The organism is Ensifer sesbaniae, from assembly GCF_013283665.1.
Lineage (GTDB): Bacteria > Pseudomonadota > Alphaproteobacteria > Rhizobiales > Rhizobiaceae > Ensifer > Ensifer sesbaniae.
Genome location: NZ_JABEKU010000001.1, coordinates 3,092,050 through 3,106,417, shown reverse-complemented (window position 1 = coordinate 3,106,417; position 14,368 = coordinate 3,092,050). Strand labels below are relative to the sequence as shown.

Here is a 14,368-nt window from a genome sequence, read left to right as displayed (position 1 = left end):
CAACTTTTTTCGGCGAAAAGTGACCTTTTATGGCTTCTCGTGGAGAGTATATATAGAGGGGTGTCGCATAGCGTCACATTGAGGCATGCCTCAAGCGCCTCCAAGTTTGTAATAAGGGGAGGCATTGCTCCTTGCCCCTCATGGCCTGGCGATCTTCACACCCGTTCCGTTGATGAACTCGATACCGGCCGCCTCAAGCGCTGTCCGCATCGCTGCGGTAGCGTCTATCGATACAGATCTTCGTTCCTTCTCAAAATCGACCACGGTGGACAGGCCGAGTCCTGCGGCTGTCGCCAACTGCGGTTGCGTCCAGTCAAGCAGCGCTCTGGCTGCGCGGCATTGCGAAGGTTTCATAGCGATCAACATTTTCTGTTGACACGCGAAGCGCGTGTGATAAATCAATAGAAAATGTTGATACCTAATATCGATGACGAGCGCAACGAGGTGCCCTGAAATGATCCATGCTACGGTTAATGGTCCACTACCGCTGAAGCCATCCGATCTTGAGGATCCGATCTGCGGGTTGCTGAACATGACCCGCATCGCTGTTTCGCACATCGAGGGCGTCGTTAACTTCGAGCACAGCATCGGCCATCTCTCGGACGATGAGGCGAATGGAGTGATCTTCGCGCTCTACGAGGTCCAATCAAGGGCGCAGGATCTGAGGAACAAGTTCTATTGGGCCGTGCACGGCGAGCCTCTCTAGCAGTTTCGCCCTCGTACCGTCGCAGGCCTTCTATCCTGACAGACGTAATGGATGATGCAGGTTCGACCCCTGCCGAGGGCTCCAAGTCACCAATGGCCAGCGCGACCACCACCTCGCCCTACACGTCGAGCGCGCTGGCCGGTCTTTTTCTATCAAGCCCTTGTCGGTCTTCATTCATCCGCCTATATACAACTTTGTTGGCGCGGATCACAATTTACGTTGAATGTCAAGAAATATCTTGACAAAAATGTAAAAATTTGCTACCATACAAAAATAGAAGAAATGGCGATTCGCCATGGATGCGGGACAACCGCTGATAGCCGCCGGAGACGGCAACGGGGACTGCGCAAGAGCGCAACAATAGGAAGGCGCCGATTTGGCCGCTACCTGTGAGGGGAATTCAATCTGAAGGTTTTTAGCCTGGCACCCATACGGTGACCGGGCTTTTCGGCATTTCCGCGCTTGTGCGGGAATAACCTCGACCGATTGGCGAGGAAAGCAACGGGGATGGTGACCGCCTGAGAAACGAAACCAAACCCATCAACTGTCTTTCGAAAGGACACACTTTGAACGTACATCACTTGAATGAACAGCGCGCCGGGAAAATTGCAGAGATGAAGGCTGCTGTCAACAACGCCGAAGCCTTCGACAAACTCGAAGCTGAAGTCCGCGCGCTCGACAAGGATATCAAGCGTGCCGCAACGCTCGCCGAGTTCGAGCGCCAGGCTGACGCAGAACCGGACGCTTCCAAGGTACGCGAACTGCGCAGTTACTCGGTTGCCAAGGCCATCCGCGAGGGCGCTGCTGGCACGCTGACGGGCGTCGAGCGCGAACAGCATGACGAACTGAGCAAGGGCCGCGAGGCGCGTGGTGTCATGGTCCCGACTTCCATGATCCTTGAGAACCGCGCCATGACGGTAGGCGGTTCGGCCGGCAATACGGTTGCAACCAATCTCGGCGGCCTGATCGATCGCCTTCGTCCGACTCTCGCAGTGCAGGGCATGGGCGCCACGGTCATCTCTGGCCTGACCGGCAACTTCGACCTTCCGCGCCTGACCTCTGGTCCCACTTCCTCGTGGGTAGCCGAAGACGGCGCATCGACGGCCTCTGACGCGACCTTCGACAAGGTGGCCATGTCGCCGAAGACCGTCACCGGCGAAATGTACCTCTCCCGCCGCCTGACGCTTCAGAACAGCGTTGCGATCGAAGATCTGCTTCGCCGTGACCTCGGCTTCGTACTGGCGCAGGCGCTGGACGCTGCGGCGATCAAGGGCAACGGTTCGGCCAACGAGCCCGACGGCATCATGGCGGTCATCGCCGAAGATGGCACGACCTCGACCGAGATCACCGATATCGCCGCCGATCTGATTGCGGCGCTTGAGATCGACGACGTGATGGGTACGGGCGCGTTCCTGACCAATCCGAAGCTTATGGCGCTTGTCCGCAAGCTGAAGGATACGACCGACCGCAATATCCCGGCTTCGGAGATCTTCCACCAGAAGTCCGTCACCACGACCACGCAGGTGAAGACGATCACTGGCACCCCCAACAAGGAGCCGCTGATTTACGGTCACTGGAATGATCTGGTCATCGGCTACTGGTCTGGCGTCGATATCCTCGCGAATCCGTATTCGGACGCATCCAAGGGCGGTCTGCGACTGCACGCCTTCCTTGATGCTGACGTTGCTGTTCGCCACGTTGAAAGCTTCGCCTGGAAGGGCGTCTAATGTCAGAGGTCGACCTCGCTGACGCCAAGGCGCATCTCCGCATCACCTTTGCTACGGATGACGCGTACATCACTGGGCTGATCGAGGCGGCTGAGGACTACGTGGAATCGGTGGGGGTGGCATTCGCCACTCCCATTCAACCCGCCGTCCGTCATGCCGTGCTGCTGATCGTTTCCCACTTCTTCAACAACCGCGAAGCCGTCACCACGGCCGGCATTGCTGCCATGCCGTTCGGCGTGAACGCATTGCTTCAGCCCTTCCGGGAGCAAAGCCTATGACCATTGAGAAGCGTATCGCGACGGAAATTCGCGCAGAGGGCCGCAAGCTGACCGGCTATGCCGCGACGTTCAACACCGAAACCCGGATCCTCGATTTCCATGAGAAGATCGCGCCAGGCGCGTTCGCCGCTTCCCTGCGCTCCAATCCCGACATTCTCGCCCTCGTGGATCATGATCCATCGCGCGTCCTGGCGAGGACCAAGAGCGGCACCCTGCGCCTCTCTGAGGATGAACGTGGCCTGAAGTTCGAACTGGACGTTCCCGACACCAGTGCCGGCCGTGACGTGCTGGCACTGGCCGCGAGGGGCGATCTGGGCGGCATGAGCTTCGGCTTCACGGTCCCGGATGGCGGCGACAGTTGGGCCGGAGACAAGCGCGAACTGCGCAACGTCGTCCTGCACGAGATCAGTGTGGTCCAGTCCTTCCCGGCATATGGCGGCACCAGCGTGCAGGCTCGCTCTCGCCAGCGTCGGACGGATGCTGATCGTCGCATTGCTCTGCTGGAACTGGAGGGCGTTCGCTAATGTGGCCCTTTTCGAAGCAAGAGAAGCGGATCGCGACCAGCGATCCTTTCCTCGGCGAGTTCCTTGGAGCGCGCTGGCAGGGGCGAGCTGATATCGAGAAGGCGAGCGGTCATGCGGTCGCCCATCGCTGCATCTCTGTCATCGCCGAAAACCTCGCATCGGTCCCGTTGAAGGTCTATCGCAAGACGGCAGATGGCGGCCGGGAAGCCGCTACCGATCATCCGCTCTATGCGGTCCTGCATGACCAGGCTTCGGCAACCCTGACCGCCTTCGAGGCGCGGGAATGGCTGCTGGCATCGGCACTGACCTACGGCAACGGCTACGCCAAGATCGAGCGAAACGGGCGCGGCCAGGTCACCGGCCTTTCCCCTCTCGTGGCTGGCTCTGTCACGGTCGAGAAGCTGACCACTGGCAGACTGCGGTATAAGTACGCAAAGTCTGACGGTGGCACGGAAACTCTTCTGCAGGACGACGTTCTGCACGTTCGATATCGGACCAAGGACGGCATTCTGGGCATGTCGCCGATCCAGATTGCTAGTGCAGCGTTCGGCCTTGCTTTGGCGCAACAGGATCAGGCAGGGGCGGCTGCTGAAAACGCCTTCCGTCCTGCCGGCGCGCTTGTGTTCCCCGACAAGCTGGCGGCCGGCACCGGTCCAGGCAGCAAAGAGAACGTCATCACCAAGTTCAAGGAAAGGTTCCTCGGCCAGTTGAAGGCCAACGAGGTCATGGTCTTGGACGGTGGGGCGAAGTTCGAGACGTTCCAGTTTTCGAGCAAGGATTCGGAATTTCTCGAGAGCCGGAAGCTGAGCAACCTTGATATCTGCCGAGTGTACGGCGTCCCGCCGTCGGTCGCAGGCATCACCGATGATGCGACCTACAGCAACATCGGCGAGGAGAGCCGCGCGCTAGTCATGCGGTGCCTGGCACCATGGGCCAAGCGTGTCGAGATGGCCATGACGATCCAGTTGCTTTCGCCGGATGCGCGCAAGACGCTCTTTATTGAGCATGACCTGGCGGGCCTCATGAGGGGCGATCTGGTCAGCCGCTACAACGCTTACCGCGTAGGCCGCGAGGGCGGATGGCTGAGTGCGAACGAGATCCGCGCCTTCGAGAACATGAGCAAGATTGCAGATGGCGACAGCTATGTGCAGCCGCTCAATATGGGGATCGTCGGCGCCAACGACAACCGCGCGAAGGTCGAGGACCAGGTATGACCGGCGCGGGCGACCTTCGGGAAGTTATCGAGATGCAGTTCCGGACCCTCGTGGATGACGGCTTCGGAAATGAGCAGGCTGGACCGTGGGAAACGGTCTGGTCTGCACCGGCCCGCATCCAAATCTTGAGGGGCACAGAGACGGTCATGGCGGGCCGTCTCGGCGGCACGCAGACGGTAGCGATCAACATGAGGTGGCAACCCGACTTCGCCACTGTGAGCAGCGCCTGGCGGGCGAAGAACGGCCGCACAGGAGAAGTCTACAACATCAGATCAATCGAGCCGGATGAGCGGAAAGCGTTCGTCAACATGCTCACAGAAACAGGAGTCGCAACGTGACCTTCAACACCAAAATCCGCGGAATGCGGCTGTTCATCAACGACGATGGCACCCGCGCGTACAAGACCCTGGCAATGGCTGAGGTCTTCATTCCTGAGCTTCACATGACGCTCCATGACGTTCGGCTGACATGGTCACCTGATCGTGGCTTCGTTGCTCATTCGCCTTCCTCGCCCCGCCTGGCGGATCGACCGTTGATCCAGTGGTTTCATCGGGGAGCGTTCGCACGCGATCTGACGGAGAAACTGCGCGACATGTTCGAGCGTATGGGTGGCGAGATGCCAGAAGAGCCGACCGTGAAGCAACAGACCGGCCTCAATGCCGCAAGGCGATTTGCTGAGAAGCCGGTTCGCCGCGATCATGTCACCGGCAAGACGATCGGCGCCGATCCATTCGAGCAACCGATTGAGCGGATCGTGGTCCCGGCAACGTTTCACGTCCATGAGGACGCGAGCGATACAGAAGCTGTCGAGGGCCTTGCCCGTACCCTGAGCGTCGAGCATCGGGAGGCCGCGCGTGTCCTCGGCTGATTTCGTCCCTCGTGGCCTCCGCCGCGAAGATGCAGCCCGCTATATCGGGATCAGCCCGACCCTGTTTGACCGCAAGCGGAAGGAGGGCGCAATCCCTCCGCCGCGTGACATTTTCGGGGTGATGATCTGGGATCGACATGACCTCGATTCCCTTTTCGCCAAGCCCGTCTATACTGCGGCTAACGATAACAATTCCAGCTATTGGGATAAGGTGTGCGGCTTCGAAAACCAAAGTACGTGAACGTCTATCAGGACCGTCACGACACACAGCGTATCTATTATAGAGAGCCGGGAAAGCCACAGGTGGCTTTGCCTGGCCCTTTGTATTCTGAAGAGTTCTGGATCGCGTACCACCGGGCCAAGGCGGCCGAACCGGTATCGGCCGGAAAGCCTCCGGTTGCCGGATCGATGGGCGCAGCCATACAGGGCTACTATCGCAGCGCCGAGTTCGCCCAGCTGGCGGACTCGAGCAAGCAGGTCTATCGCCGCATCCTCGATGCCTTCGCGAAAGAGCATGGTCATGCGCCGATTGCGGGGATCCAGACGAAGCACATCAACGTGCTGATCGACGGGAAGGCAGAGACGCCGGCCGCTGCGAACATCCTTCGGAAAAGGCTGTCATCGGTTTTCGAGTATGCCAAGTCAGTCGGGATGATCCAGGTCAATCCAGCGAAAGAAGCGAAGCGGATCAAGACGAAGTCCAAGGGCTACCGGAGTTGGACCGAAGCCGACATCGCCGCATATCGCGAGAAGTGGAAGGAAGGTCAGCCGGAGCGGATCGCCATGGAGGTGCTTCTGCATACCGGCTTGCGCCGGTCTGATGCTGTCCGTCTGGGATGGCAGCATATCGTCGACGATGCCTTCGTGATCAACACCAAGAAGTCACAGGAGATCGTGGAGCTTCATATCCCGCTGCACAGCGATCTAGCGTTCCTCTTCGATCTGCCACGAGGGAGAGAGACGTTCATATCGACGGTCTACGGCTCCGCCAGATCGGAGAAGGCTTTCACGAACTGGCTGCGGGAAGCGGCCCATGCTGCTGGACTGCCGTCGAACTCTTCCCCTCATGGCCTCCGAAAAGCAGCCTGCCGGCGTCTTGCCGAATCAGGATGCACCGCTCTGGAGATCATGTCGATCACCGGTCACCGGGATATCAAAGAGATAGAGAGGTACACGAAAGCAGCCGAAATGAAGCGATTGAGCCGTGCCGCTATGGCCAAATCGGAGCAATCGTTTATCATCAAATTGCCTAACCCAAACGATGGGTTAGTGGAATCCTAGTCTTAAAGCCTTGATTTCATGAAAGGAAATCTAGAAATGGCGCACCCGACAGGATTCGAACCTGTGACCTTTGGAATCGGAATCCAACACTCTATCCAGCTGAGCTACGGGTGCATCCGTCGGCGGCAGGGCCGCCGAAGCAGGCTGTGAAGCGGTTCATAGCTTAGCTTTGGCGCCGCATCAATGGTGAAAAGGTGGAGTTCGCAGGGGAATTTGCCGTTGTTGCTGAAAATGCAACTGCTTGCCCTGCCTCTGCCGGTCGGCAAGGTGCTCGGCGGCGGACCGGTGAGGCGCGCCGCCGAGGATTGCTTCAGGCGACCTGCATCGCGCCAGGGCCGGGGATGGCCTTCGGCGGTACCTTGCCCATGATGATCATGCCGAGCACCTCGTCCTTGGTCACGTCCTCGGTGCGGGCCTCGCCGACGACCTGGCCGTTTTTCATCACCGACACGCGGTCGGCGAGGTCGAAGACGTCGTGGATGTCGTGGCTGATCAGGAAGATGCCGATGCCTTCGCGCTTCAACTGCTTGATGAGGTCGCCGACCTGGGCGGTTTCCTGCGGCCCGAGGGCGGCCGTCGGCTCGTCCATGATCAGGATGCGGGCGTCGAAGAGAATTGCGCGCGCGATCGCCACCGATTGCCGCTGGCCGCCGGAAAGCGCCTTCACCGGTTCCTTGAAGCGCTGGAAGTTGGGATTGAGGCGTCCCATGACTTCGCGGGCCTTGGCCTCCATCGCCACGTCGTCGAGCGTGCCCCAGGGAGTCCTGAGCTCACGGCCGAGATAGAGATTGGCGGCGGCATCGACATTGTCGGCGACGGCGAGCGTCTGGTAGATCGTCTCGATGCCGTATTTCTTGGCGTCGCGCGGGTTGTTGATGTCGGCGGGCTCGCCATTGATCAGGATCTCGCCGGCATCGCGTTTGTAGGCGCCGGAAAGGATCTTGATCAGGGTCGACTTGCCGGCGCCGTTGTGGCCGAGCAGGGCCACGACCTCACCGGGGTAGAGGTCGACGGAGGCGTTGTCCACCGCGTGGATGCCGCCGAAGGAGATGGAAATGTTCTTCATTTCCACGAGCGGAGTGCGTTGGTCTTTCATGGTCGACCTCCTTCTTACTTGGCGCGGGCGCGGTAGATGGTGTCGAGCCAGACGGCAACGACCAGAACCACACCGACGACGATGCGCTGGAATGGCGAGTCGATCCCCAAGAGCACCATGCCCGACTGTAGTGATTGCATGACGAGTGCGCCGATCATGGCGCCGGCGATCGTGCCGACACCGCCGGCGAGCGAGGTGCCGCCGATGACTGCGGCGGCGATCGTGTAGAGTTCGTCGAGTTCGCCCTGCGCGTTGGTTGCCGCGTTGAGGCGGGCGGTCGAGATCGCCGCGGCGATGGCGCAGAGAATGCCCATCAGCGTGAAGATCTTGACGGTGACCCAGCGGGTCTTGATGCCGGCGAGTTCCGCAGCCTCAGGGTTGCCGCCGAGCGCGAAGACATAGCGGCCGAAGCGGAGCCGTGTGGCGATAAAGGTCATGACGATGCCGACGGCGACGGCGACGAGCACGGGGATGGCGATACCGTGCGGGATCTGCAGGCCGCCTTCGGGCCAGGCGATGCCGTTGGCGTCGGCATATTTGCGGGCGATGTTGGTCGGCCAGTAGTAGCTGTTGGCGACAGTGATCGCGCCGAGGACCAGGATACAGCCTAGGATCGCCAGGAAATACTCCGCCCAGACCGGACGCAGCGGGAAACGGAAGCGCTTGCGCTGCTTGCGCGAATTGAGGATGGCGGCGACGATGGCGATGCAGGCGAGGATGCCGACGATCCAGCTTGCCGTGGCGCCGATCGAGCCCTCGGTGCCGCCGCCCATCAGGCGGAAGGTGGTGTTCATCGGCGCGACCGTCTGGCCGCTGGTCACGAACCAGGTGGCGCCGCGCCAGACGAGCAGGCCGCCGAGCGTGACGATGAACGCCGGCACGTTGAGGAAGGCGACGATCGAGCCCTGGAGCGCGCCGATGGCGGCGCCGACGGCGATGCCGCTCAAAAGCGTGATGATCCAGATGGCCGGATGCTCGAGGCCGAGATATTGCGGCAGGAACTTCACCTGCATGACGCCCATAACCATGCCGCAGAAGCCGAGCACGGAGCCGACGGAGAGGTCGATGTTGCGGGTGACGATGATCAGCACCATGCCGGTCGCCATCACGGCGACGGAGGAGGTCTGGACCGTCAGGTTCCACAGGTTGCGCGGCGTCAGGAACAGGCCGCCGGTCATAATCTGGAAGCCGACCCAGATGATGACGAGCGCGCCGACCATGCCGAGCAGTCGGGTGTCGATTTCGGTGGCGCGGAAGAAGCGCTTCACCGGGTTTTCGTCCGCTGTGCGGGCGCGATTCGCTTGTGCGCCCTGCGTGTTGCCTTGTGTGATGTCGGCCATGGACGTGCCTTCCCCCACTTTTTGTGTTGATGTCGCCGCGTCAGATGGCACCAGGAGCCGGGATCGACGCGACAAGTCCGGTGCGACGGCAGAGATCGAGCGTTTCGTTGCGTTGCGCCGGTCGCGCGGGCGGCATTGTCCGCTCGGTGCGTACCTTGCGCAAGCGCCGCAACGGGTTGCGTTGCGGCGCTTGTCTGACGTCAGCGCTCAGTTCTGCTGATGCGGTTTACTTGCAAGCCGCGACGTCGCCCTTGACGCCCTGGCAGGCTTCCGCCTTGGAGATCCAGCCCGCGTCGATGACGACGTTCAGGTTGTCCTTGGTGATCGGCAGCGGTGCGAGGAAGACCGACTGCATGGCCACGCCCTTCGGTCCGCCGTTGAAGGTGGTGACGCCGGCGATTTCTTCCATCTTCTTGCCGCCGGCAAGATCGACGGCGACTTCTGCAGCGCGCTTGCCGAGTTCGCGGGAGTCCTTCCAGACCGAGACGGTCTGCGTGCCCAAGGCAACACGGTTCAGTGCCGCCTTGTCGGCATCCTGACCGGAGACCGGGACCGAGCCGGCGAGGCCCTGTGCATCGAGAGCCGCGATCGAGCCGCCCGCCGTACCGTCGTTGGAAGCGACGACTGCGTCGACCTTGTTGTCGTTGGCGGTCAGGAACTGCTCCATGTTCTTCTGGGCGTTCTCCGGCTTCCAGCCGTCCGTATAGGCTTCGCCGACATTCTTGATCTTGCCGGCGTCGACGGCTTCCTTCAGCACTTCCATTTGTCCGGAGAAGAGGAAGTCGGCGTTCGGATCGGCCGAGGAACCCTTGATGAAGACGTAGTTGCCTTCCGGCTTCACCTTGAACACTTCGCGGGCCTGCATGCGGCCGACTTCCTTGTTGTCGAAGGTGATGTAGAAGGCGGCCGGGTTTTCGATCAGGCGGTCGTAGCCGACGACCGGAATGCCTTCGGCGGCGGCCTTTTCGATGGCCGGGCCGATGGCGTCGCTGTCCTGGGCCAGCACGATCAGTGCATTGGCGCCCTGGGCGATCAGCGACTCGATATCGGTCAGCTGCTTGGCTGCGGACGACTGCGCGTCGGCGGAGATGTACTTGTCACCGGACGCTTCCAGTGCGGCCTTGATGGCGGCTTCGTCGGTTTTCCAGCGCTCTTCCTGGAAGTTGGACCAGGAGACGCCGACGACCAAGTCCTTCGCCTGGGCAACGGAATGCAGGGAAACGATGACGGCAACCCCTGCCATCAGCTTCAAAACGGATTTCATTTCATCCTCCCGAGTGAGGGCCGGCCGAGCGTGCGAACCTCCCGCACCATCCCCCGCCAGCCTTGAATGCTGTCGGAGATCGCGCCGCCACATCGTGCGGAATTATTTTCTCGACAGTCGAGAAAATGAATGTCATGGATTTTGGAGGCTGTCAACACGGCGTGAATGCGGTGGTTGCGGCATCAACAAAGTGCTTCGCGAGCGGTCTCGTGCGTTGTTTCCCGACCGTCGGGAAAATCGGTGCCACAAGGCTGTCGACAAGGCTGTCGGCGCCTTGTCTTGCCGTTCAACAGATGCTTTGGGAGGGGCATGTGTTCGAAGGATCTGCCACTGACAGGGACGTCTCATGCTGACAAAGTCCAGCACTGAGCTCGTGCGTCAGCAGAACAGCGCGCTGGTCCTTGCGGCGCTCAGGCGTGCCGGCAATCTCTCCCATACGGAAATTTCTGCCGAGACGGGGCTTGCCTCGGCGACCGTTTCCGTGATCACCGCGGAACTGGAGAAGGCCGGGGTGCTCGCCAAGGCGGAGCAACAGGTTCAGGGCGGGCGAGGGCGGCCCCGTGTCCTCTTCACGCCGCGGCGCGACTACGGCCACCTCGTGGTCGTCAGGATCTCCTCCGACATCGTGCAATATTCGCTGATCGATTATGGCGGCACGCTTCTCGACCGGTTCGACGAAACGCGAAACCACGGCGAGCGCGGCACGGTTCCTTTCGCCCGTGCATTCGTGGATGCGCTCGAACGCCTGCTGCAGCGTTCGAGGCTGGAGCGGGATCGGGTGCTCGCCGTTTCGATCAGCAGCAAGGGCCTGGTCGACAGCGCGGCGGCGCGGCTTTTGTGGTCGCCGGTCTTCGGCCGGGAAGAGCTGGATTTCGCCGCGTTGCTTGCGCCGCAGTGGCGCGCGAAAGTCATGCTCAGCAACGAGACGCTGCTGGTCGCCCAGGCGCTCGCCGCCCAGGCCGAGCGCAAGCCGGAGGGCGGGTTCAGGGCGCTTGCGGCGATCTCGCTCGGCCACAGCATCGGCCTCGGCGTCGCCCGCAAGAGCCAGAGCGGGGACATGGATGTCAGCGCGCCCAACTTCGGCCACATGCTGCATGCGCCGTCGGCCGGCCTGTGCCGTTGCGGTGCCTATGGCTGCATCGAGGCGGCGGCCGGTTTCTATGGGATTCTGCGTGCCGCGTTCGAGGTGCCGGCGGATACCATCCCCGCCAAATTCGTTCCCGTCGCCGAGCTCGACAAGATTGCCGCCAGTGCGCGGCAGGGGCACCGCATGGCCGGTTATGCATTCCGCCAGGCGGGCATCGCGCTCGGCAACGGCATCTCGCGCATGCTGAGCCTTTATGAACGCATGCCCGTCCACGTCACCGGCCCCGGCATCCGCTACTTCGATCTCATGCTGCCGGGTATCGAGGAGGGACTCGCCCAATCGATGCAGGTTCGTCTCCAGGGCGCTCCCGAAATATCGGTCGTGCCGGACGAGCAACGCCTCGTCTTCGAGGGGCATCTGGAGCGGGCGCTGGGCGCGATCGATGCCGATATCGCCACCACCGGCCTTTCGTGATGACCGGCTGAAGCGCATCGCCCGGCGTGACCATTTTTGGGCTTGTGCCGAAGGCGAACGCCTTTTGGTAATACAATTTACAGTTATTTAGCGACTCCTTGTCAATGTGGCCGTGACGCGGGAGACGTCTATGTTTTCAGTGATTGCATGCATACGCGACGATCATGACTGGCGGCTCATCGTGGCCGCCGCGATCGTCTGCCTGGCTGGCAGCGTTGCAACGATGTTGCTACTGCTGCGTGCCGAGCGAAGCGAAGGCGGCCAGCGCAGCCTCTGGGTCGCCGCCAGCGGCCTTGCCTGCGGTTTCGGCGTCTGGTCGACGCACTTCATCGCGATGTTGGCCTATGACGGTGGCGTGCCGGTTGCTTACGGTCTCTGGGGCACCGCCCTGTCGATGGTCGTAGCCATAGCCGCGTCGTGGATCGCTTTCACAATCTGCCTCAGTGGTGGTTCGCGTCTCTCGATGTGCTGCGGCGGTTTCGTGCTTGGTGCCGGCGTTGCGGCGATGCATTTCACCGGCATGCAGGCGATCGAGATCCACGGGCACATAGCCTATGATCTGCGAGCGACTGGTTCGGCGGTCGTCGCCGGAATGCTGCTGGCGGGCGCTGCGCTCTACGCTTTTCATGTCCTGCGCAGCATGCGGCGGTTGGTCGTCTCCTCACTGCTGCTGGTGCTTGCGATCTGTGCCTTGCACTTCACGTCGATGAGCGGCGTGACGCTGGTGCCAGAGGCCAGTGTCGCCGTCGCCGATACCATTCATCCCGCCTGGCTCGCCGGTGGCGTCATCGCCGCCTCGACCACATTGATCGTGCTCGCCTTCGGCGCGCTCTTCGTCGATCGGCACCTGACCGATCTCCGAGGGCTCGCCAACGCCTCGCTCGAAGGCATGGCGATCGTTTTCGATGGCGTCATCGTCGAAGCCAATGAGCGGTTTTCCGGCCTCACCGGTCGACCGCTTGCGGACCTGTCCGGGCGTCGCCCGTCCGAGATCTTCGTCTTCGGCGAGGAGGGGCTGGAGGGACACAAGCGCGGGGACGGTCCCGGCGAGATCGACCTTTTGAATGCCGACGGGCGCACCATCCCCGTGGAGTTCATGTGTCGGACGATCGAGTATCGTGAACGCGAATGCGAAGTGATCTTCGTGCGCGACTTGAGGGCAAGGAAGGAAGCCGAGCGCACCATCGAGCATCTGGCCCATCACGATGCGCTCACCGACTTGCCGAACCGCGCCTTCTTCGACCGCAGGCTGGCCCAGACGCTGGCGGCGGCTTCTGCGCGAGGCGAGGAACTCGCGATCCTCTGCCTCGACCTCGACCGCTTCAAGGCGGTCAACGATATCTTCGGCCACGGCGAAGGTGACCGTATCCTGCGCAAGGTTGCCGACATCCTGCGGGCGGCTGCCGGAGAGCAGGACACGATCGCCCGTCTCGGCGGTGACGAATTCGCAATCATTCAGGTGGGCGGCAGGCAGCCGCAGGCGGCGCGCCTGGTGACGGACCGTATCCTGGCGCTGTTTGCCGCGGAAATGGATACCAATCGCGACCCGACCGCCGTCGGTGTCAGCATCGGCGCCGCGCTTTACCCGACCGACGGGCAGACCGCAGATCAGTTGCGCAACAACGCCGACACGGCGCTCTACCGCGCCAAGCAGAGTGGCAAGGGTATCGCCTGTTTCTTCGACCGGGAAATGGATGAAGCGGTTCGCACCCGCCGGCAGATCGAAAACGACCTGCGCCATGCGGTGCTTCGACGCCAGTTCTTTCTCGAGTACCAGCCGATGGTCGAGGTTCAGAGCGACAGGATCATCGGCTACGAGGCACTTCTGCGCTGGAGCCATCCGCAGCGTGGGCTGATCGGACCCGACGTGTTCATCCCGATCGCAGAGGAAAGCGGCTCGATCATCCAGATCGGCGAGTGGGTGCTGGAGCAGGCTTGCACGGAAGCGGCAAAATGGAATGAACCGCTGCCGATTTCCGTCAACATTTCGCCGGTCCAGTTCCTGCTGCCCAATCTCTTCGACCAGGTCGCCAGCATCTTGCGCCGGACCGGCCTCGATCCCTGGCGGCTGGAACTCGAAATCACCGAGGCGGCGCTGATGCACAATCGCGAGGACGTGCTGGCGGTACTGGTTCGCCTGCGTATCCTCGGCGTCAGGATCGTCATGGACGATTTCGGCACCGGACATTCGTCGTTGAGCAACCTGCAGACCTTCCCCTTCGACAAGCTGAAGATCGATTGCAGCTTCACTGCCGCCCTCGAAAAGGATCCTTCGGCGCAGGCGATCGTCCGGGCGATCATCGCGCTCGGCCACAGCCTCAAGCTGGCAGTCGTGACCGAAGGCGTCGAGACCGAACGACAACGGCAGATCCTGGCGGAGGAAGGCTGCCTGCAGATACAAGGATTTCTTTCCGGGCGGCCGGGTGCTGCGCCCAGCACCGGCCGGGAAGCGCCACGATGGGCGAAGGTGCCGGCTTGCGCCGAAGGCTGAGACGCCTGGAGCGCCGAC

General features: G+C 61.7%; 15 protein-coding genes and 2 tRNA genes. 12 read left to right on the top strand and 5 right to left on the bottom strand.

Annotation, left to right across the window (positions count from 1 at the left end; genetic code table 11):
• Positions 1-138 precede the first annotated feature (138 nt).
• The gene (locus tag BHMPCIPO_RS32905) at positions 139-534 is read right to left on the bottom strand and encodes a helix-turn-helix domain-containing protein (RefSeq protein ID WP_246304326.1); all 396 of its coding nucleotides are present in this window, start codon (positions 532-534) and stop codon (positions 139-141) included.
• Here BHMPCIPO_RS32905 and BHMPCIPO_RS15115 point away from each other — a divergent pair.
• The 10 genes from BHMPCIPO_RS15115 (at position 533) to BHMPCIPO_RS33665 (ending at position 6,598) form a co-directional block, all read left to right on the top strand.
• Positions 533-706 (top strand): hypothetical protein, encoded by a 174-nt coding sequence (locus BHMPCIPO_RS15115; RefSeq protein ID WP_173517513.1) that lies wholly within the window; start codon positions 533-535, stop codon positions 704-706. The genes BHMPCIPO_RS32905 and BHMPCIPO_RS15115 overlap by 2 nt on opposite strands.
• Before the next feature lie 7 nt (positions 707-713).
• A tRNA-OTHER gene (locus BHMPCIPO_RS15110) sits at positions 714-790 on the top strand.
• A 530-nt stretch (positions 791-1,320) separates the two neighbouring features.
• The gene (locus BHMPCIPO_RS15105; RefSeq protein WP_173517512.1) at positions 1,321-2,433 is read left to right on the top strand and encodes a phage major capsid protein; all 1,113 of its coding nucleotides are present in this window, start codon (positions 1,321-1,323) and stop codon (positions 2,431-2,433) included.
• On the top strand, positions 2,433-2,711 hold the full coding sequence (locus BHMPCIPO_RS15100) for a head-tail connector protein (protein WP_173517511.1): 279 nt from the start codon (positions 2,433-2,435) through the stop codon (positions 2,709-2,711). Before BHMPCIPO_RS15105 ends, BHMPCIPO_RS15100 begins: the two co-directional genes overlap by 1 nt.
• Positions 2,708-3,235 (top strand): HK97 family phage prohead protease, encoded by a 528-nt coding sequence (locus BHMPCIPO_RS15095; protein WP_173517510.1) that lies wholly within the window; start codon positions 2,708-2,710, stop codon positions 3,233-3,235. The genes BHMPCIPO_RS15100 and BHMPCIPO_RS15095 overlap by 4 nt, the downstream gene beginning before the upstream one ends.
• A complete protein-coding gene (locus tag BHMPCIPO_RS15090) occupies positions 3,235-4,449 on the top strand; it encodes a phage portal protein (RefSeq protein WP_173517509.1) in 1,215 nt (404 codons plus the stop codon). The genes BHMPCIPO_RS15095 and BHMPCIPO_RS15090 overlap by 1 nt, the downstream gene beginning before the upstream one ends.
• The gene (locus tag BHMPCIPO_RS15085) at positions 4,446-4,787 is read left to right on the top strand and encodes a head-tail adaptor protein (protein ID WP_173517508.1); all 342 of its coding nucleotides are present in this window, start codon (positions 4,446-4,448) and stop codon (positions 4,785-4,787) included. Before BHMPCIPO_RS15090 ends, BHMPCIPO_RS15085 begins: the two co-directional genes overlap by 4 nt.
• Positions 4,784-5,317: a hypothetical protein gene (locus BHMPCIPO_RS15080; protein ID WP_173517507.1), complete on the top strand. Its 534-nt coding sequence runs from the start codon at positions 4,784-4,786 to the stop codon at positions 5,315-5,317. The genes BHMPCIPO_RS15085 and BHMPCIPO_RS15080 overlap by 4 nt, the downstream gene beginning before the upstream one ends.
• On the top strand, positions 5,304-5,558 hold the full coding sequence (locus BHMPCIPO_RS15075) for a helix-turn-helix transcriptional regulator (RefSeq protein WP_173517506.1): 255 nt from the start codon (positions 5,304-5,306) through the stop codon (positions 5,556-5,558). The genes BHMPCIPO_RS15080 and BHMPCIPO_RS15075 overlap by 14 nt, the downstream gene beginning before the upstream one ends.
• A complete protein-coding gene (locus tag BHMPCIPO_RS33665) occupies positions 5,555-6,598 on the top strand; it encodes a tyrosine-type recombinase/integrase (protein WP_173517505.1) in 1,044 nt (347 codons plus the stop codon). Before BHMPCIPO_RS15075 ends, BHMPCIPO_RS33665 begins: the two co-directional genes overlap by 4 nt.
• 37 nt (positions 6,599-6,635) lie before the next feature.
• Here BHMPCIPO_RS33665 and BHMPCIPO_RS15065 read toward each other — a convergent pair.
• The 4 genes from BHMPCIPO_RS15065 to xylF all read right to left on the bottom strand — a co-directional run bounded on the left by BHMPCIPO_RS15065 (position 6,636) and on the right by xylF (position 10,298).
• Positions 6,636-6,712, bottom strand: a tRNA-Arg gene (locus tag BHMPCIPO_RS15065).
• A gap of 196 nt (positions 6,713-6,908) precedes the next feature.
• The gene (locus BHMPCIPO_RS15060; protein WP_173517504.1) at positions 6,909-7,694 is read right to left on the bottom strand and encodes an ATP-binding cassette domain-containing protein; all 786 of its coding nucleotides are present in this window, start codon (positions 7,692-7,694) and stop codon (positions 6,909-6,911) included.
• Positions 7,695-7,708: 14 nt separating this feature from the next.
• Positions 7,709-9,034, bottom strand: a complete 1,326-nt coding sequence (locus BHMPCIPO_RS15055; RefSeq protein ID WP_173517503.1) for a sugar ABC transporter permease — start codon at positions 9,032-9,034, stop codon at positions 7,709-7,711.
• A 226-nt stretch (positions 9,035-9,260) separates the two neighbouring features.
• Positions 9,261-10,298: a D-xylose ABC transporter substrate-binding protein gene (xylF, locus tag BHMPCIPO_RS15050; RefSeq protein ID WP_173517502.1), complete on the bottom strand. Its 1,038-nt coding sequence runs from the start codon at positions 10,296-10,298 to the stop codon at positions 9,261-9,263.
• Between the two features lie 346 nt (positions 10,299-10,644).
• Between xylF and BHMPCIPO_RS15045 the strand changes: the two genes are divergently transcribed.
• Positions 10,645-11,859: an ROK family transcriptional regulator gene (locus BHMPCIPO_RS15045; protein ID WP_173517501.1), complete on the top strand. Its 1,215-nt coding sequence runs from the start codon at positions 10,645-10,647 to the stop codon at positions 11,857-11,859.
• A 130-nt stretch (positions 11,860-11,989) separates the two neighbouring features.
• Entirely contained in the window at positions 11,990-14,350 is a 2,361-nt protein-coding gene (locus BHMPCIPO_RS15040; RefSeq protein WP_173517500.1) for a bifunctional diguanylate cyclase/phosphodiesterase, read from the top strand.
• Positions 14,351-14,368 lie beyond the last annotated feature (18 nt).